Source organism: Mesorhizobium sp. WSM4845 (assembly GCF_055811455.1).
Genome location: NZ_JBVVQA010000009.1, coordinates 54687 through 73527, shown reverse-complemented (window position 1 = coordinate 73527; position 18841 = coordinate 54687). Strand labels below are relative to the sequence as shown.

17 protein-coding genes are annotated in these 18841 nt (G+C 63.6%); 9 read left to right on the top strand and 8 right to left on the bottom strand.

What is annotated here, in order from left to right; translation table 11 throughout:
• Window positions 1-344: 344 nt before the first annotated feature.
• On the bottom strand, window positions 345-2051 hold the full coding sequence (locus tag AC0L2C_RS12865) for a winged helix-turn-helix domain-containing protein (protein ID WP_287239724.1): 1707 nt from the start codon (window positions 2049-2051) through the stop codon (window positions 345-347).
• Window positions 2052-2263: 212 nt separating this feature from the next.
• On the opposite strand from AC0L2C_RS12865, the gene AC0L2C_RS12860 reads away from it, so the two are divergent.
• Window positions 2264-2881: a cupin domain-containing protein gene (locus AC0L2C_RS12860; protein WP_287239722.1), complete on the top strand. Its 618-nt coding sequence runs from the start codon at window positions 2264-2266 to the stop codon at window positions 2879-2881.
• Between the two features lie 281 nt (window positions 2882-3162).
• Here the strand turns inward: AC0L2C_RS12860 and gndA are convergent, their stop codons facing one another.
• The 6 genes from gndA to AC0L2C_RS12830 all read right to left on the bottom strand — a co-directional run bounded on the left by gndA (window position 3163) and on the right by AC0L2C_RS12830 (window position 9036).
• Window positions 3163-4590, bottom strand: coding sequence for an NADP-dependent phosphogluconate dehydrogenase (gndA, locus tag AC0L2C_RS12855; protein ID WP_473523521.1), 1428 nt, complete (start codon window positions 4588-4590; stop codon window positions 3163-3165).
• Window positions 4591-4761: 171 nt separating this feature from the next.
• Window positions 4762-6387 (bottom strand): copper resistance CopC/CopD family protein, encoded by a 1626-nt coding sequence (locus AC0L2C_RS12850; protein WP_473523520.1) that lies wholly within the window; start codon window positions 6385-6387, stop codon window positions 4762-4764.
• Between the two features lie 54 nt (window positions 6388-6441).
• Window positions 6442-6960 carry a YcnI family copper-binding membrane protein gene (locus AC0L2C_RS12845; RefSeq protein ID WP_128247309.1) on the bottom strand — a complete coding sequence of 173 codons (519 nt, stop codon included), beginning with the start codon at window positions 6958-6960 and terminating at the stop codon, window positions 6442-6444.
• A 39-nt stretch (window positions 6961-6999) separates the two neighbouring features.
• Window positions 7000-7539 carry a copper chaperone PCu(A)C gene (locus AC0L2C_RS12840; RefSeq protein ID WP_128247308.1) on the bottom strand — a complete coding sequence of 180 codons (540 nt, stop codon included), beginning with the start codon at window positions 7537-7539 and terminating at the stop codon, window positions 7000-7002.
• A 104-nt stretch (window positions 7540-7643) separates the two neighbouring features.
• Entirely contained in the window at window positions 7644-8000 is a 357-nt protein-coding gene (locus tag AC0L2C_RS12835; protein WP_128247307.1) for a DUF2946 family protein, read from the bottom strand.
• A gap of 142 nt (window positions 8001-8142) precedes the next feature.
• Entirely contained in the window at window positions 8143-9036 is an 894-nt protein-coding gene (locus tag AC0L2C_RS12830) for a GntR family transcriptional regulator (protein ID WP_128247306.1), read from the bottom strand.
• Window positions 9037-9304: 268 nt separating this feature from the next.
• Between AC0L2C_RS12830 and AC0L2C_RS12825 the strand changes: the two genes are divergently transcribed.
• The 6 genes from AC0L2C_RS12825 (at window position 9305) to AC0L2C_RS12800 (ending at window position 16884) form a co-directional block, all read left to right on the top strand.
• Window positions 9305-10810 (top strand): UxaA family hydrolase, encoded by a 1506-nt coding sequence (locus AC0L2C_RS12825; RefSeq protein ID WP_128247305.1) that lies wholly within the window; start codon window positions 9305-9307, stop codon window positions 10808-10810.
• Window positions 10811-10872: 62 nt separating this feature from the next.
• Complete coding sequence (locus AC0L2C_RS12820; RefSeq protein ID WP_287239713.1) at window positions 10873-11871, top strand: aldo/keto reductase; 999 nt, start codon at window positions 10873-10875, stop codon at window positions 11869-11871.
• A gap of 328 nt (window positions 11872-12199) precedes the next feature.
• A complete protein-coding gene (locus tag AC0L2C_RS12815; RefSeq protein WP_027153111.1) occupies window positions 12200-13195 on the top strand; it encodes an ABC transporter substrate-binding protein in 996 nt (331 codons plus the stop codon).
• 91 nt (window positions 13196-13286) lie between these two features.
• Complete coding sequence (locus AC0L2C_RS12810) at window positions 13287-14840, top strand: sugar ABC transporter ATP-binding protein (protein WP_287239709.1); 1554 nt, start codon at window positions 13287-13289, stop codon at window positions 14838-14840.
• On the top strand, window positions 14837-15802 hold the full coding sequence (locus AC0L2C_RS12805) for an ABC transporter permease (RefSeq protein ID WP_473523519.1): 966 nt from the start codon (window positions 14837-14839) through the stop codon (window positions 15800-15802). The genes AC0L2C_RS12810 and AC0L2C_RS12805 overlap by 4 nt, the downstream gene beginning before the upstream one ends.
• 65 nt (window positions 15803-15867) lie before the next feature.
• Window positions 15868-16884 (top strand): zinc-binding alcohol dehydrogenase family protein, encoded by a 1017-nt coding sequence (locus AC0L2C_RS12800; RefSeq protein ID WP_473523518.1) that lies wholly within the window; start codon window positions 15868-15870, stop codon window positions 16882-16884.
• Between the two features lie 7 nt (window positions 16885-16891).
• Here AC0L2C_RS12800 and phnF read toward each other — a convergent pair whose 3' ends face one another.
• Window positions 16892-17641, bottom strand: a complete 750-nt coding sequence (gene phnF, locus AC0L2C_RS12795) for a phosphonate metabolism transcriptional regulator PhnF (RefSeq protein WP_473523517.1) — start codon at window positions 17639-17641, stop codon at window positions 16892-16894.
• 123 nt (window positions 17642-17764) lie between these two features.
• On the opposite strand from phnF, the gene phnG reads away from it, so the two are divergent.
• Entirely contained in the window at window positions 17765-18229 is a 465-nt protein-coding gene (gene phnG, locus AC0L2C_RS12790) for a phosphonate C-P lyase system protein PhnG (protein ID WP_473523516.1), read from the top strand.
• Window positions 18229-18840, top strand: coding sequence for a phosphonate C-P lyase system protein PhnH (gene phnH / locus AC0L2C_RS12785; protein WP_091595426.1), 612 nt, complete (start codon window positions 18229-18231; stop codon window positions 18838-18840). The genes phnG and phnH overlap by 1 nt, the downstream gene beginning before the upstream one ends.
• The last annotated feature ends 1 nt before the right edge of the window (window position 18841 follow it).

Sequence of the window (18841 nt, the reverse complement as noted above, 5' to 3'; positions counted from 1 at the left end):
TGTTTCGATCGGCGGCGCGGCACCCGGCTCCTTGCAGAGCCTGAGCAAACCGACCGGGGTTATGGCCTATCGCCGTCCCGACTAGAGCGGATGCGGTCAAATTGAGCTGGGCCATCCCGCTCCATCTATTTGTCTTAGCCGCATTTCTGCGACGCCGAGTGATTCCACTTGGCTGCAAAATGCGCGCTGCTGACTGGCAGCCTTGGGCCGAAAACAGACCGGCAGCTTCGGTCTGCAAATCGTCCAGAGCGGACATATACGTTGGGCGCGGGCATCGTCGTGAGACGCCCGGCCGCAAGGACACTTCGACGTTGCCGCTCCCGCCCTACGGGCTCAAGATTCACTCAGCGTTCGACGCATTCTGGCAGGTGCACAGGCTTTTCGAAACGGGCCACCGCCTCTGCCTTTGCACAGGGCGGGAAACCGGCGAGCCGCATGGTCTCGATGAGCCGCCGCCTGTCGTCTTCATTTGTGTCAGGGAGGCTAACAAATCCCTCTATGGTAAGATCGGGAAACCATTTCAGTGCTTCCGCAAGCGCGGTTTTCGCTTCCGCCGTTCGGCCGGAGGCGGCCAGCGCAGCTGGGCGATATACCCACATCCGTCGACCGTAGTTCTCCGGACCCATTTGCTTCTGCATGCGAAGCGCGTCTTCATAGCGTCCGGCCATGAAATAGGCAGCAGCAAAAAGCCTCGTACTCGCCATCGGGTAATTCGGGTTAAGGCGGATTGCTCGATCGGCCATCTCGGCACCGCGCTGCGGCTCGCCGAAGCTGGATGCCAAGAAAGCGTAGAAGCTCAGAATTTCGAACTGGTTCGGCGCCATGCGTAGCGCCGTGTCGAATTCCATCTTGGCACGTGCAAGATCATTCCTGTCGCCGAAACTGAAGCCCAGCACGGCGTGCGCCTCCGCGTCGCTCGGGTCGAGCATGACCGCACGTTCGGCAGCCTCGGCGGCCAGTCGGAAGTTGGCCTCGAAATCGGCGCCGAAACTGGGCATGACGCCATACGCGTGATAGAGCTCGACCCAGGCGCGCGCGAGCCCCGGGTCGAATTCGACGGCGCGTTTGAGGAGCTTGATGGCCTCCTCGACATCGGCGCGATTCATCTTCGCAAGCTTTTCCGTGCCGAGCAGGTACAGCTCGTAGGCAGTAAGGTCGCTTGGCGGCTTGCGATGCGCCGCAATCCGGCCTGCAACCTCGATCACGCCGTGCCCGCCGCCGAGGCGGTTGGAGACCTGCTCGGAGATCTCCGTCTGGATAGCGAACAGATCTTCGTCGGGCCGGTCCCAGCGGTCCGACCATAGATGTTTGCCGGTTGCCGCGTCGAGGAGCTGCGCAGTGATGCGCAGCCGGCCGGCCTGGCGCTGGATCGAGCCTTCGACCACGAAACCGACCCCGAGCGTTTTGGCGATCTCGGCCAAACCGATCGATCTTCCGGCATATGTTTCAGTCGAGTCGTGCGCGATTACTTGAAATTCCGGGAAACGTGCGAGATCGGTGATGATTTCTTCGGTCAGGCCGTTGCCCAGTCGGCGTGCGGACGTCTCCTCACCCAACACGTCGAAGGGCAGCACCGCGACCAAAGGCTTGCCGCCAGGGGAGAGGGGCCGCAGCATCCACCCTGCAGCAGCGGCGACAGCAAGCACAATCAGTAGCAACCCCACAAAGGCGGCGAGCGGTCGCTGGAGCGCGCGATTACTCGTCCGGCTCGTGGCGGGCATCGCAGCCGCATTCGCCTCCGGCAGCGCCAGCATGTAGCCGCGCCGCGACTTGGTCTTCAGGATGGCATGTCCGTCATCCTTCAGTGCGCGTCGGATCTCGTGGATGCATTGCACCAAGCTGTCGTCAGTGACTGCCGTTCCCGCCCACACCGACTGCATCAGCTCACCCTTGGTGACGAGTCGGTTGGGGTTGTTCGACAAATAGCGGAGCACCGCGAACGCCTGCGGCCTGAGATCAATCGGATTGCCCGGCCCGTCGCTCAGCGTTTCGTTGCTCAGGTCCGCAACTACCCCATTGATAAGGAGCCTGGTCGGCGCCGGGGTGTTCATCGGCTATCTCAATGTCGCTGTCTTGCCTGCCTCGCTTCTTACCATAGTTTTCGGCGCCTGGACTGTCGCCCGATCGTCGTTTCTTCGGCAAAAGATCGTACGGCATTCGTTACTCGACAAGCCCTTCGGCTCACCCTCATGGCAACGTCTTCGGCATTGTCCCGAACAGCCGCCCAACCACAAACTCGTTGCATCGAGAGGAAGACCCACCCATGAAGCCGCGATCAGTCAACGCACGTCGTATCGGCATACTTGTGTTCTCACTGTGTGCTCTCGGGCTCATTCCCTCAGCGCCGATGGCCGCGGATGCCAAATTGGTCGTCGAGCCGGTGGTCGAGAAAAAGGTGAAGGAACTGCCACCCGGACCATTGTTCTGGCGGTTGGAGAATTTCCCCACCCTGGCCCAGGCCCAGGGCGCTGCGGGCTCCACCTCGCTTGCGGCGGAGGTCGCAGGCAAGGTCTGGCTGTTCACGCTTGGGCCGAAGGACGGCGCCACTGCCGGCGGAACCAATGTAACTGAGATTGGTCCCCTCCCATCGGTCAGCGCGAGCGAATACTTGCTGCGCATCAACCGTGCCGGCGGCGCGCCCGGCGCCAAGTCGTCGATCCATTCACATCCGGGACCGGAGGCCTTCTATGTCCTGGCCGGCAAGCTCGGCCAGAGGACGCCCCACGGCGTGGCTTATGCCGAAGCCGAAACGACCATGGTCGGGCATGGCGCCGATACTCCTATGGAAGTGTTCAACGCCGGAACAACCGATCTCGATCAGTTGGCCATCTTCGTGGTGGATGCCAATCGGCCGTTCTCGTCGCCGGCCAGCCTCGATTGAAGCGACATTTCGCTGGGTCGCGCGAATGTTTGGACGGCGACGAGGCGCCACCCCGGCGCTTTCATCACGGCGCGGTATCTACAAGAGCGGCGCATGCTGTTCAGGTATCGCGTCCGCTTGCCCCGAATGCAAATCCTCGATCGCCGCGGCGCGGGCGCCGTTGCGCTGGCATCAACCTGGCCTGCTGCTCCATATGGCGCAACCACGATTTCCACCGTGGCCGCTGACAATGTCGGCTTTCAGGCGGTGGCAAAGCTGACTTTAGGGGCCGATATCAGGCGCTAAGCTGCCGCTCCGCTGCCCCACGGGCCATGGAAAGCGCCCGGCCCATCGATGCGTTCGAAGCCGTGCGCGCCGAAGAAATCGCGTTGCGCCTGGATCAGGTTCGAGGTGCCGCGGCCCTGGCGGTAGCTGTCGAAATAGGCAAGCGCCGACGACAGCGCCGGCACGGGTGAGCCGGCTTCCGACGCCCCTGCCACGATGCGCCGCAGCGATGGATGCGCTTCCTGCATCATTGCAATGAAAGCCGGCGCCATCAAAAGATTGGTGGCCGCCCCGCCGGTGCCGAAGGCTTCCGCCATCGTGTCCAGCAATTGCGAGCGGATGATGCAGCCTGCCCGCCAGATCTTGGCGATGGTCGGCATCGGCAGGTTCCAGTTGAATTCCTTCGACGCGCCGCTCATCACCGCGAAGCCTTGCGCATAGGCTGATATCTTGCCGGCGAACAGCGCCAGTTCGAGATCGCCAAGAAGCGCGTCCTTGTCTCCGGAAATGGTGGTCACGCCGCCTTTGCCATAGGCGTTTTCGGCGGCCAGCCGCTCGTCCTTGATCGACGACAGCACGCGCGCCGCCACCGCGGCCTCAATCGCGGTGGCCGGAATGCCGAGCTGCTGCGCTTCGATGACCGACCATTTGCCGGTGCCCTTCTGGCCGGCGCGGTCGAGGATGATATCGACCACCGGCTTGCCTGTCTTCGGATCGTCGGCGGCCAGCACCTTGGCGGTGATCTCGATCAGGTAGGAGTTGAGCCGGCCCTTGTTCCAGCCGGCAAACACCTGTGCGATCTCCTTCGGCCCCATGCCTAACCCGTCGCGCAAGATGCCGTAGATCTCGGCGATCATCTGCATGTCGGCATATTCGATGCCGTTATGGATGGTCTTGACGAAATGCCCGGCGCCATCGGTGCCAAGCCATGCGGCACAGGGCTCATCCCTGAACTTGGCCGAAATTGCGGTCAGCACCTTTTCGACGCGTTTCCAGGACTGTTCCGTGCCGCCGACCATGATCGACGGTCCATGGCGCGCGCCCTCCTCGCCACCGGACACGCCCATGCCGATGAAGGTGAGACCCGAATCGGAAAGCTCGGAGAAGCGCCGCATCGTGTCGCGAAAATTGGCGTTGCCGGCATCGATGACGATGTCGTTGGCCGACAGCACGCCGCGCAGTGCCGCGATCTGCTCATCGACCGGCTTGCCGGCCAGCACCATGATGATGATCGGTCGCGGCGGCCGGATGGCGGCGGCGAGTTCCTCCAGGCTGTAGCAGGGAAAAACCATGTCCTTCAGCGCGCCGGCATTCTCGACGAACGCGTCGGTGCGTGCCGCGGTGCGGTTGAAAACGGCTATGCGGTGCCCCTTCTCGGCGATGTTGAGCGCCAGGTTGGAGCCCATCGTGCCGAGGCCGATCAGGCCGATTTCGGCTTTTTTCATCGTTTCTTCCCTGCTTTCGGATCTTTTGTTGAGGCGCGATTTGTAGCGGTGCCCATTCTTCTTGGGATGCCATTCTTGTCGAGATGCCAATCTTGCCGAAATGAATGACGGGCCTTCAAGGCCGCGTCAACCGCCTCGCCGAAATGTGTTGCGCAGACTGCCGGCTGGTCCTCAAGGCCTGATGTCGATCGGCGCCTCTATCTTCACGATCTCGAAATCCGAGACGAGAATATCGAGCCGTGCTGTCCATCGGCCGGGAACCGGGACGACGAGACCGTCGACGCGCCAGGTGCCGTCGCCTGGTTTTTTCGCCGCGCGCTTGATCGGCTCGATGCCGGCATCGGGTTTTGACAGCACCAGCGTCACTTGTTCAGCGTCGAGCGGGCCGAAATCTCCGGTCATGATGACGATCGAGGCGGCAACCGGCCCAACATGGCCGGGTGTGATGCTGAGGTCGGCCATCGCCTTCGGCGTGTGGATATGCACCGAAGCCGGCTGCGCCGCTGCGATCGCCAGGGCGCGTGGCGGCGGCGTGAAGCGCCAGCCGGCGGCAACGCCGAATATCGCCAGAACGATCAGCATCTCAATGCCGATCGAGCGGACCAGCCTCTTCTGTACTTCCGTCTCTCCCGCTTCCGCGGGACCGGTCAGCTTCCAGCGGTTGATGGCGGCCAGAATGAACAGAAACAACAGCAGCGCCAGCTTGACCAGCAGCAGCCGGCCATAGGCGGTCTCGAGCAAAGCTGCGGGCGCCTGTACCTGGATGACAGCCAGCACGAAGCCGGTGGCCGCAAGCACGGCCACGACAGGTAGGATCGCCTGGGAAAACCGATGCAGGAAAGGTGCGGCCTCGGCCGGCTTCCGCCTGATAGTGAGACCGAGCGGCGCAAGCGCCCCGGCCCAGAACGCGATGCCGGCGCCGTGCAGAAACACCATCGGCCTTGTCAGCCATTGCGGTTCGGCAGCACTTGCATGTCCGCTGGCGGCAAGGGCGGCGCCGACACCGGCCAGGCCGGCAAAGGCAAACAGCTTTGCGCCGCCGCGCGGCCCGACCAGCGACAGCAGGCCAAGCCCGAGCGCCACCAGCGCGACCAGCACTGTCCAGCCGAAGCTGGTGCCGAGCCCGGCCTGCCAGACGCCTGGCTGCGCCAGCCGGACGAACGGTGCGCCGAGCGCGTCCAGTCCCTGCAAGCCGAGCGATAACGGCGCCGCGACGAGGCCGCACAGGATCGCGGCGATGACGAAGCGCCGGCCGGAACGCCCGCCCTTCGCCAGCCAGGCGATGGCAAAGGCGCCGCCGACGCCGAGAAACAGGCCGAAACAGAGAAAGACCTTGCCGGTCCAGATTGCCGACCTCAGACCCCGATCGACAGCTTCGGCGACGGCCGGCGCCGCACTCGGCGCGCCGATCGAAAACAGCACCGAGCCGCCAACCGGATGGCCATCGGCGGAGATCACCCGCCAGCTCAGCACATGCGTGCCGGATCCGAGCCGTTGCGGATTGTCGATGTCGAGCGTCTGGCCATTGAGCCGAAAGGACGTCAGCGGAACCGGCGTTCCATCGGGCCGCACCAAGGTCAGCATCAGCGGTGACACCGGCTCGCTGAAGATCAGCGAGAACTGCGCGGGGCTCTGCGCCAGCACGGCGCCGTCCGTCGGCTCGGTTGTGACCAGCGCCGCGTGGGCGAAGGCCTGACCTGGCGCGGCAGTGGCGGCAAGCAGCACGATCGCGGCCAGCAGGCAGATCGCAAATCGGCCGGTTGTGCAGACCGTTCGCAGCAGGGATGCAGCACTCATGTCACGGCACAAAACAGCGGCGCACTCTTTCGAACAAGGCGCGCCGCCAAATAATCATTGCTTCGGCGCAAGCTTGAGGCCGGGCGCCGGATATTCCAGCGCGTCCTCATCCTGGCCGGCCGCTGGTATCTCGATCCAGCGTTCGGCGGCGCCGTCGCATTCCTGCACCACCGGGAAGTAGAGCGTTTGGCCGGCCGGCAGATCCGCCGCCAGTGTGCCGCGGAAGACGAATTCGTCGTAGAATTCGTCCGGCAGGCTGCCGCCGCTCCAGTTGACTTCCTTGACGCCGCTGGACACCTCTTGACCATGGAGCTGATAGGATTTCTCGTATCTGCCGTTCTTGACCTGCAGCGTCCAGCCGGCCTTCGGCATCGGCTTCACTGAAATCACTCCCTCCGGGATCTGCACGCGCACGGCGGTCGTCGCCTTGCCTTCACAGCCATGCGGCACGTGCAGGACGGCCTTGTAGGTCGAACCGACCGTCGCCTCCTGCGCTTCCAGCGTAATGTGGGCAAAGGCAGCACTTGTCCCCAGGACGAAAAACGCGCCGGCCGACAGAAGATAACTGTTCATGATGGTTCCTCGAGTTTGAATTGTGCGGATCTGGCCGGATCAATTGGCATGGTCGTGCATGCCGCCCGTTTCGCCCATGCCTTCCACCGCGAACTCGACGGCGACCGTGCCAGCCTTTTCGAAGGTCAGCGCAGCGGAAAACGTCTCGCCTTGTTTGGGCTGACGCTTGAGGCCGATAAACATCAAGTGATAACCGCCGGGAGCCAGCGCGACCTCGCCGCCGGCCGGGATTTCGAGGCCGCCGCTGACCGGCCGCATGGTCATGACGCCGTCCTTGACACCCATTTCGTGCAGCTCGGTCCTGTCCGACACGTCAGAGGAGATCGACAGCAGCCGATCCGGCGAACTGCCGGTGTTGGTGACGGTGAAGTAGCCGCCGGCGACTTTGGCGCCGGGCGGTGTGGCGCGCGACCAGGGATGCACGATCTCGAGGTCACCAACCCTGAACTCATGTGCAAAAACGGCCTGGGCGCTGATAAACAGCAGGGCGAGGAGGAGTACGGTGACGCCGAGTCGCTCCTCGAAGCTGCGCAGGAAGCGGCTGTTGCGGCCGAGCCGCGCGCGAAATGTGTGAGACATGATAGCTCCGGGAACTGAGAAATCGCGCCGTCGGCCGGTCGCGAACAGTTTCGATGTTGAACGAATTCGCCCGCGAAAAATTCCGCAAGGCGAACTGGGACGTATCAGGCCGTCACCGGAGGCGCGCGCGGATTCGACGGAGAGCGGTCGCGGGCAAAGTCGAGATGCCTGAACGCCGGCAGCACAAACGCAACGGCTTCGACGGAAAAATTGCCGGACACCGTAGCGGCAGCGGGCGGCGGCGCGTAGACAGCCGAAGCCATGCCGCAGCCAGGCATGCAGCAAGCCGGCATGTGCTGCTGGTGCGGTTCGCCGCCGGGAAGCTGGGCCGCGCTCTGCTGGGTGCAGATGACATTGCCGAAAGCATCGCGTTGCGAAGCATCCGGCCCGATGCCGAAGGCGAATGCGCCAAGCACCGACTGGAGCATGAGCAAATAGGCGGCGGCGAATGTCGCCGGCATGCTCCATCGTCTCCGCCGGATGTTCAAACGCCTGCCTCCTCACGCAGCAACGGCAAGATATCTAGCACGCGGCCGGCGCTCGGAAAATCGCCAAATCACCACTGCGGCAACGCGGTGCTTTAATGCAACAACCTAAAGCTCGCTACGCTTGCTGGCCTTCTGGAATCGACGTCAGCAGCGTGTGCCGCGCGGACTTCAGATGCTTGCGGCAGGCGGCGTCGACCTTGCCGAGATCGCGCGATTTGAGCGCCGCGATATAGGCTAGGTGTTCCGCGACCGCCACTTCGTTGCGCTCGCGCTCCTGCGCCTTGTTCCACTGATAGTGGTAGTGGAAGATCATGGCGATGACGTCGTAGAAATCGACGATGAAGCGATTGTGCGACGCGCGGTGGATCAGTCGGTGAAAGCGCTCGTCGAGTTCCGAGAATTCGTTGAAACGCGTGGCGATCTGGCGCGCCAGCAGGCGATGCTCGTCCTCCAGCAGGTCGAGGTCGGCCCACACCGGGCTGTCTTCCGGCAGGGCGGCGAAGGCGGCGGCCGAGCGCAGTTCGAACATCTCGCGGATTTCGGTCAGTTCCAGCGCGAAAGCGCGGGTAAAGCCTTTCAGCACCCAATGGCTGTTGCGGCGCTTCTCGATCAGCCCGAAGCGGGAAAAGCGGATCAGGAACTCGCGCACGCTGGTGGTGCCAACGCCGATCTCGCGCGCCAGCTCGAGTTCGTTGATCTGCATGCCGGGCTCAGCACCGCCGGCAAGCAGCCGCCGCATGAAGGAGCGCTCGATGATCTGCGAGAGCGTGTCGGTTTCTTCCTCGGGAAAAAAGTCGTCCGGCCGCGGCACGCGCAAAACCGTCTTGCTGCGCTTGTTCCAGGCGATCAGCCCCGTCTCTTCCATGCGCGCAAGGATGGTGCGGATGGTCGTGCGGCTGACGCCAAGCAGGGTGCCCAGCTCGGGCTCCGACGGCAGGCTTTTCGTTTCGTCGAGCAGCCGCAGACCGCGATTGTAGGCGTCCTTATAGACGTTGTTGCTCTTCGACATCCCCTGCCCCGTTGCGCGCCGGCGCTTGCGGCGGCCGGCTTGAAGCGCGATATGCAGATGCTCTGGCGCAGGCTCCCAGGAAGCGGAATCGCTTTTCGGAAGTCAGGCCTGGTTCCAGTGTGCGGTCCTCTGCGCATCCACAAGAACGCGCGGCTTCGTCATGAAAAAACAATTGACGCAAAACTGTTTTTTCACGATAAAAGACATTAACTGTTAACAGGCGCGTGTCAATCGCTTGCCGATCCCAAGAACACCCAGGAAACTGCCCGTGAACACCGCAAACAGCATTCTTCTGTCCCCCGCCGACAATGTCGCGGTCGCCAACGGCCGCATCGAGATCGGCGCGGTGCTGCCGGGCGGCGCCGTTGCCACGGCGCTGATCGAACCCGGCCACAAGGTGGCGATCAAGCCGATTGCCGCCGGCGAGGCCGTGGTCAAATACGCCCAGGCGATCGGCCGCGCCACTGAAGCCATTGCGCCCGGCGAGCATGTCCATTCGCACAATCTGGTCTTCGAATCCGGGCGTTTGCCGGTGGTGCCGCCGAGCGAGGCCGTGCACGCCACAGAGGCCGATCGCGCCCGCACCTTCATGGGCTACCGCCGCGCCGACGGCCGTGCCGGCACGCGCAACTTCATCGGCGTTCTCGCCAGCGTCAATTGCTCGGCCACCGTTTGCCACGCCATCGCCGACGAGGCGAACCGGACGCTGCTGCCCAGATATCCGGGGATCGACGGCTTCGTTCCCATCGTTCACGGCCAGGGCTGCGGCATGAGCGCCACCGGCGACGGCATGATGGTGCTGCACCGCACGCTGGCCGGCTATGCTCGTCACCCGAATTTTGGCGGTGTGCTGATGGTCGGTCTCGGCTGCGAGGTCAACCAGCTCACCCTCTATGGCCAGAAGGGCGTCGCCGCGGGAAAGCGCCATTTCAACATCCAGGAAGCCGGCGGCTCGCGCAAATCTGTCGAGAAGGCGTTGGTCGTGCTGGCCGAGATATCAGAGGAGGTCGGCAAGCTCGAGCGTGAGCCGATCCCGGTCAGCGAGATCGTCGTCGGCCTGCAATGCGGCGGCTCCGACGGCATGTCCGGTATCACCGCCAATCCGGCGCTGGGCGCCGCCGTCGACATCCTGGCCGGCGTCGGCGGCATCGGCATCCTTTCCGAGACGACGGAAATCTACGGCGCCGAGCATCTGCTCGCCTATCGTGCGGCGACCCCGGAGATCGCCGCCAAGCTCGATGGCTATGTAAAGTGGTGGGAAGATCATGTCGCCAAGCATGGCGCCTCCATCGACAACAATCCGTCACCAGGCAACAAGCGCGGCGGCCTGACCACCATTTTGGAGAAGTCGCTTGGCGCCGTCGCCAAGGGCGGCCAAACGCCGCTCAACGGCGTCTTCGGCTATGCCGAGAAGGTCAGCGGCCGCGGCTTGGTGTTCATGGACACGCCCGGCTACGACCCGGTTTCCGCCACCGGCCAGGTGGCTGGCGGCGCCAACGTCATCGTCTTCACCACCGGCCGCGGTTCCTGCTTCGGCTGCCGGCCGACACCGTCGATCAAGGTCGCCAGCAACTCGACCATGTACCACACGATGGAAGAGGACATGGACGTGAATTGCGGCGTCATCGCCTCGGGCGAAAAGACCATTGCCGGCATGGGCCGCGAGATTTTCGAGTTGATCGTCGAGACGGCTTCCGGCCGCAAGACCAAGAGCGAGGAGTTCGGCTACGGCGACAACGAGTTCGTGCCCTGGCACCTCGGCGCGACCCTCTAGCCCGACCGCTAACCGACAACGACAACGGACAGACCGGAACAACGGCCGGTGGGAGGTTTTGCATGAGGAAACGCCGTGTCGGCAGCACCGGGCTGGAAATAACCGAGGTCAGCTTCGGCGGCGCGGCGGTCGGCGGGCTCTACCGAGCCTGTCCACGCGAGACGGCGATGCAGACGCTGCAGGTCGCCTGGGATGCCGGCCTGCGCTATTTCGATACCGCGCCCTTCTACGGCTTCGGCCTCTCGGAACGCCGCTTCGGCGATTTCCTGCGCGACAAGCCGAGGGACTCCTACGTGCTGTCGACCAAAGTCGGGCGCCTGTTGCGGCCGGTGCCGGAAGACCGGATTCCGGACCATTCCTATGTCGATCCGCTGCCCTTTGCGCCCGACTATGACTATTCCTACGACGGCATCATGCGCTCGGTCGAGTTCAGCTATGCGCGGCTCGGCCTCAATCGAATCGACATCCTGTTCGTTCACGACATCGGCGTCTATACGCATGGCGTCGAGAAAACGAAGCTGCATTTCCGCCAGTTTTTGGATGGCGGGCTGAAGGCGCTGGAAGAGCTAAAGTCGTCCAGGGTCATTTCCGCCTACGGCCTTGGCGTCAACGAGGTTCAGATCTGTCTCGATGTGCTGCGCCAGGCGCCGCTCGACTGCATCCTGCTCGCCAGCCGCTATTCGCTGCTCGACCGCACCGCCGAAGCCGAATTGCTGCCGCTTTGCCGGCAACGGCAGAGCTCGCTGATCATCGGTGGCGTCTTCAACTCGGGCATCCTGGCGACCGGCCCGGTGCCGGGTGCGCATTTCGACTACCTGCCGGCCACCCAGGACATTCTCGACCGGGTCGGTGCGATGGAAAAAATCGCCGCCGAGGGCGGCTACCCGCTTGCCGCGGCGGCGTTCCAGTTCCCGCTGCACGAGCCTGTGGTGGCTTCTGTGCTGACGGGCACCGCCAAACCGGCCAATCTGGAACGAAATCTCCAGCTGCTCGACATCCAGGTGCCCGAAACAGAATTCGCCAAATATGATCCCTACACGGTCGTTCAGAAACTCGGCTGATGCGCTGCGGCCTTCGCCGGTTGAACGGCGGATGGTGCGATCAGGAGGCGCACCACCGTACGCCTCAAAAAAGAATGAATATTCCATCTTGACTGGCAGATGGAATTAATATTCCATGCCTTTTCGGAGAGGGGATTTGGCAATGAGGATCGGCACTCCCTTCCGGTCGAGGCATACGCAGGACGATACCAAACACCGCTTGCGTCGACCGGACCGATGCACTATCAAAATGCGTTAAATGTTTTTTATTGATAAAGTTCCGTTTGGGCAACGCCTATCCAAACCGAGCTTCCGCTACGTTCACCGGGCGACTTAGGGAGGAAGTCTAATGAAATTCGTGACCAGCATTCTCAACCGCCGCGCATTCGTGGCGCTCGCCGCCGCCTCGATGCTTGCCGGCGTGATGCATTCGGCGCCGGCTTCGGCGGCGGACGTAACCATTCCGATCATCGTCAAGGACACCACCTCTTTCTACTGGCAGATCGTCCTGGCCGGCGCCCGCAAGGCCGGCAAGGACCTCGGCGTCAACGTGCCGGAACTCGGCGCCCAGGCGGAGACCGACGTCAACGGCCAGATCTCGATCCTTGAAAACGCCGTCGCCGGCAACCCGGCTGCCGTGGTCATCGCACCGACCGAGGCCAAGGCGCTCGGCAAGCCGATCGACGAGGCAGCCACCAACGTCAAGATCATCGGCATCGACTCCGGCGCCGACTCCAAGGCCTTCACCTCGTTCCTGACCACAGACAATATCCAGGGCGGCCGCGTCGCCGCTGACGGTCTGGCGGCCGCGATCGGCGAAGCCAATGGCGGCAAAATCGAGGGCGACGTCGCCCTGATCACCGCGCTTCCGGGTGCCGGCTCGCTTGAGCAGCGCGCCCAGGGCTTCAAGGAACAGCTTGCCGCCAAATATCCCGGCCTCAAGCTCATTGCCGACAAATACGCCGACGGCCAGGCCACCACCGGCCTCAACATCGCAACCGACCTGATCACCGCCAACCCGAATCTCAAGGGCATCTTCGCCTCCAACCTGATCATGGCGCAGGGCGTCGGTCAGGCGATCGCCGAGAACAGCCTTGCCGGCAAGGTCGGGCTGATCGGCTTCGACAGCGACGAGAAGCTGGTCAAGTTCCTCAATGACGGCGTCATTTCCGGCCTCGTCGTCCAGGATCCGTACCGGATGGGCTATGACGGCATCAAGACGGCGCTCGCTGCCTCGAAGGGCGAGAAGGTCGAGGCCAATGTCGACACCGGCGCCAACCTCGTCACCAAGGCCAACATGAAAGATCCGAAGATCGACGCGCTGCTCAATCCGAAGCTCGACTGAGCACCGGCATTGGCACACCGTTTCCGGGGCTTTTTGCCCCGGAAACGACCTACACGCGTGCCACTCGTGAGGCCAATCTGGGAGGATTGTCATGACGTCGACGGCGCAGGAACTGCATCCGGCCCCAACGCTGGAACCGGGCAGGACGATCCTCGAACTCAAGGGCTTGGAGAAGCGATATCCCGGCACGCACGCGCTGAAGCCGGTTAACCTCGCCTTCAAGGCCAGCGAAATCCACGCCATTGTCGGCGAGAACGGTGCCGGCAAATCCACCCTGATCAAGCTGCTGACCGGCGTCATGCCGCGCACCTCCGGCGACGTCATCTGGGAGGGCAAGCCGGCAGCGCTGGCGACGCCGCATGAAGCGATGGCGCTCGGCATCAATGCCGTGCATCAGGAGGTCGTTCTGTGCCGCCATCTCACTGTCGCGGCCAACATGTTCCTCGGCGAGGAGGATTCCCGCTTCGGCATCCTGCAGCAGCGGGCCATGGTCAGGGAAGCGCAGAAGATCATCGACGATCTCGGCTTCGATCTGCCGGCGCATGTCGTGCTGGGTGACCTGACCATAGGCCAGCAGCAGCTGATCGCCGCCGCCCGCGCCACCGTGCGCGGCACCAAGTTCCTCATCTTCGACGAACCGACTGCCTATCTCACCCGCAAGGAAGCCGACCAGCTGTTCACGCTGATCCGCCGGCTGAAGGGCGAAGGCGTCACCATCATCTACATCAGCCACCGCATGGAAGAGGTGTTCGAGCTCGCCGACCGCGTCTCAGTGCTGCGCGACGGCACGCTTGTCGGCACCAGGAACATCGCCGAGACCAACGACGCCGAGCTGGTGAAGATGATGATCAACCGCTCGATCGAGCAGGTCTATCACAAGGAGCATTTTACCCCGGGCGCGACGCTCCTCGAAGCCCGAAATTTTTCCGGCAAGGGCTTCGAAAATGTCTCGATGACGGTCCGTGCCGGCGAAATCGTCGGGCTCTATGGCCTGATCGGCGCCGGGCGCAGCGAGTTCGTCACCACGCTCTATGGCCGTCATCGCAAGTCGGCCGGCCAGATCCTCTGGGAAGGCAAGGAGGTTCAGGTCAACTCCGAGCATGACGCCATCAGGCTCGGCATGGCTCTGGCGCCGGAAAGCCGCCGCGACCAGGGCCTCTGCCTCAACCTGCCGGTCGGCCTCAATCTCAATCTGCCGATCTACAAGCGCATCTCCAGCAATCTGCTGATCTCCAGCGCGCAGGAGAAGACCGAGGCGGATCGCCAGATCGCCAATCTCAGGATCAAGACGCCGACGCGTCACGCCCTCGCCTCCAGCCTGTCCGGCGGCAACCAGCAGAAGATCGTCATCGGCAAATGGCTGGCGCACGGCGCCAAGCTGTTCATCTTCGACGAGCCGACAGTTGGCGTCGATGTCGGCACCAAGGCCGAGATCTACCGCCTGTTCAGTGCGCTTTTGTCCAAGGGCGCCGGCATCATCCTCATCTCGTCCTATCTGCCCGAGGTCTATGAACTCGCCGACACGCTGCATGTGTTCCGGCGCGGCAAACTGGTGGCCACTCATGGTTTCCACACTGCCGACCATGAGGAGATCCTCACCCAGGCACTGGCCGAGAAACAAGAAAAACCGGGAGGACAGATATGAGCACCGAGGCGATCCCGGCCGAAAGGCCGAAACGCAACTACAACGCCCTGTTCGGGCTCACACTGCTGGCGCTGCTGGTTCTTTTGTGGGTCATCCTGTCGGTGGCGACGCCGAGCTTCTCCTCCGCCAACAACATCTCGAACCTGCTGCGGCAAGGTTCGATGATCGCCATCCTGGCGGTCGGCCAGACCTTCGTCATCATCACCGGCGGCATCGACCTTTCCGTCGGCGCCGTCGTTGGCTTCGCCACCGTCATCGTTGCGATGCTGATCAATGCCGGCGTGCCGATTTACCTCGCCATCCTGATCACCTTGCTGGTCGGCGTCGCCATCGGACTGTTCCACGGCTTCGGCATCGTCAAGATGGGCCTGCCGCCCTTCATCATCACGCTGGCGACACTGACCTCGCTGCGCGGCATCGGCCTTTTGATGACCAACGGCAACTCGATCTCGATCAACAACGACGCCTTCCAGCTGTTTTCGCGCAGCTCGTTCCTCGGCGTCCCCAATCTGTTCTGGATGGTGATCCTGGTTGGCATCCCTGCCTACATCTTCCTGCATCACAGCCGCTGGGGCCGGTATCTGTTCTCGGTCGGCTCCAACGCCGAGGCCTCGCGTCTGTCCGGCGTCAACGTCCAGCGCACCATCTACATGGCCTATACGCTGTCTGGCCTCTGCGCGGCTTTTGTCGGCGTGCTGCTTGCCTCGCGCATCGGCATCGGCAATCCGACACAGGCCGAGGGCTGGGAGTTGCAGGCGATCGCCTCGTCGGTGATCGGCGGCACCTCATTGTTCGGCGCCGTCGGCTCGGTGCACGGACCGCTGCTTGGCGCCTTCATCCTCGCCACCATCAACAACGGCGCCAATCTCTTGAACGTCAATGCCTTCTGGCAGCGCATCATTACCGGCGTGCTGATCATCGTCATCGTCTATTTCGACGGCCTGCGCCGCCGCGGCAAGTAGACCATCTTAACAACCGCCGGCCCGGCGATCGGGCCGGCGGTGCCATGAACCGACTGGATCAAAGCATGAAAGCCGTCATCTGCCGTTCGCCCGGCGATCTTGTTGTGGAAGACCGCCCGGCGCCGAGCACACCACCGCCGGGCTGGGCGCTGGTCGCGGTCAGTCATGTCGGCATCTGCGGCACCGACTATCACATCTTCGAGGGTAAGCATCCGTTCCTCGCCTATCCCCGCATCATGGGCCACGAAGTGTCCGGTACCGTGATCGAGGCTGGCGAAGGCGTCGAGCTGGCCGTCGGCGACCCCGTGATCATCAACCCCTATCTCGCTTGCGGCAAATGCATCGCCTGCCGCCAAGGCAAGCCGAATTGCTGCGTCAGGATCGAGGTGTTCGGCGTCCACCGCGACGGCGCCATGTGCGAACGGATCCTGGTGCCGGCGCAAAATCTTTATCCGGCCAACGGCCTGTCGCTGGCCGATGCCGCTGCCGTCGAATTCCTGGCGATCGGGGCGCATGCCGTGCGGCGCTCGCTGACTGGTCCCGGCGCGCGCACGCTGGTCATCGGCGCCGGGCCGATCGGCCTCGGCACGGCGCTGTTTGCCCGCATCGCCGGACTCGACGTGACGCTGCTCGACATGAGCGCGGAAAGGCTCGGCTTCGTCGCAAGCGAACTCGGCTTCGCCACCCTCGACGGTTCGCGGCAGTCTGCGACCGATCTGGTGCGCGAGGCGACCGGCAGCGAAGGTTTTGACGTGATTTTCGATGCCACCGGCAACACCCAGTCCGTCCAGTCAGCCTTCGCCCATGTCGCGCATGGCGGGACGCTGGTCCTGGTCAGCGTCGTCAAGGACGACATCGTCTTTTCCGATCCTGAATTCCACAAGCGTGAAATGACGCTGATCGGCAGCCGCAACGCGCTGCGCGCCGACTTCGACCATGTCGCTGCCTCGATCCGCGATGGTGCTGTGCCGCTGGCAAAGCTCGTCACCCATCGCACGACGCTTGGCGGCACGCCGCGCGACCTCGCCCGCTGGGCGCATGAGAAATCCGGCCTGATCAAGGCCGTCATCCAGGTCGGATGAACCGGACCTAAAGCGCCGATATCTTGAGCTCGACCCGCTCGGCCGGAAACCGCGTTTCGGCGAACTGGATCGGCTGGCCGTCCGGCGTGACGTTGACGGCGACCGTGACCAGCACGATGGCGCCGGGCTGCAGATCGAGATCGGCAAGATCGGCGGCGTCCGCATGGCGGGCCGACAGCACCGTCGATTGCCTGAGATAGTCACCGATGCCGAAACGCCGGAATGAGGCGGTCACCGATCCGGTTTCGGCCATGGCGGCATCGATGCCGGCGAAGCGAGACGCATCGAACCAGCCGGTGGCACGCGAGACCGGTTGCCCATCGGCTTCGCCGCGCGTCTCGAGGCGTATGACAGTCGAACCCCTGGCAAGCCCCAGCCCTTCGGCGACGCGCCGGCTGGCCGGCTCGACCGCCGATTCGAGCAGCACGCTGCGGCGCTCCGACGCCTGCCCTTGCAAGCCCTCCGAAAAACGGGTGCGCGCTCCGATCGGATAGGACAGGCGCTTGCGCGACAGCACAAAAGTGCCGCGCCCCTGTTCGGCCCTGAGCACGCCATCCTGCACCAGTGCGGCGATGGCGCTACGCACCGTATGGCGGTTGACGCCATAGCGCTCGGCCAGTGCAACTTCCGGTGGCAACGCAGCATTCTCGGCAAAGTCGCCGACGGCGATCGACTGCAGGATCTGGTCGGCGATCTGCCGCCACAGCGAGACGCCGCTGCGCCGCTCCAAGCTGCTGGCCATCTGCTGACCGATCATCTCTTTGCCCCGATCTTTTTCGCGCTGTCATCCATCCGTCATGGACACGCTTTAGAAAATAGTTATAATTTGTATAATTGTCTACATCATTACACAAATTTGCAGCGAGAAGGAACGGCGGCCATGCGAGGACAGGAAGCGCGCGATCAGCAGCTTGAGCGCAAGGCCGTCATGGCGACGCTGGCGCAATCGACCGGCGACGATATCGTCCGTCTCTGGAACGAAGCCGGCCTGCCTTCGCAAGCAGAACTCCTGCGCGGCCCCGAAACCGGCCTGGTCACCGTGCGTGGCCGCATCGGCGGCGGCGGCGCGCCGTTCAACGTCGGCGAGGCGACAGTCACCCGCGCGACGGTGCGGCTTGCCTCGGGAGAAGTCGGCCACTGCTACGCGCTGGGCCGTGACAAGCAGAAAGCAAAACTGGCAGCGATCGCCGACGCGCTCTGGCAGGATCCCACCCGCCGCAACGAGGTCGAGAGCAAACTCATTGCGCCGCTGCAGGCCGCACTGGCCAGCCGACGTGAGCGGCGGCGCGCCGAAACAGCGGCAACGAAGGTCGATTTCTTCACCATGGTACGTGGAGAAGACTGATGGACATCGCAACCCAGGCGATCGAGGGCGGCTTTGCCGATCCGGTGTTCGACGCCCAGACGGTGTTCCGCGCCGTGATGGACGCAATGGCGCGGCCGGGCACCCTGCAGCCTCTGCCAGTCTTTGCCCGCCCGCCGGCGCCGCTGTCGGCCACCGCGGGCGCCATCGCGCTGGCGCTGTGCGACAACGACACGCCGCTCTGGCTCGACCTCGTTTTGCAGGCCCCAGCAGCGGTGAAATCCTGGCTCGGCTTCCACACCGGCGCGCCACTGGCCCACACGCCAGCCGATGCGCATTTCGCGCTGATCGCCACGCCGGCCGAGATGATGGCGCTCGACGGCTTTTCACAAGGCACCCAGGACTATCCCGACCGCTCGACGACGCTGATCCTGCAGGTCAGCGACCTTGTCTCAGGCGCCCCGCTGCTGCTCGAAGGTCCCGGCATCGAAACAACCGCGACAATTGCGCCGGCGCAGATGCCGCGCCACTTCGTCGAACAATGGAAGCAGAACAATCAGCGTTTCCCCCGTGGTGTCGACATTATCCTCGCCACCCCGGAAGGCGTTGCCTGCCTGCCGCGCACGACGCGCATCAAGACGATGGAGGCGTGAT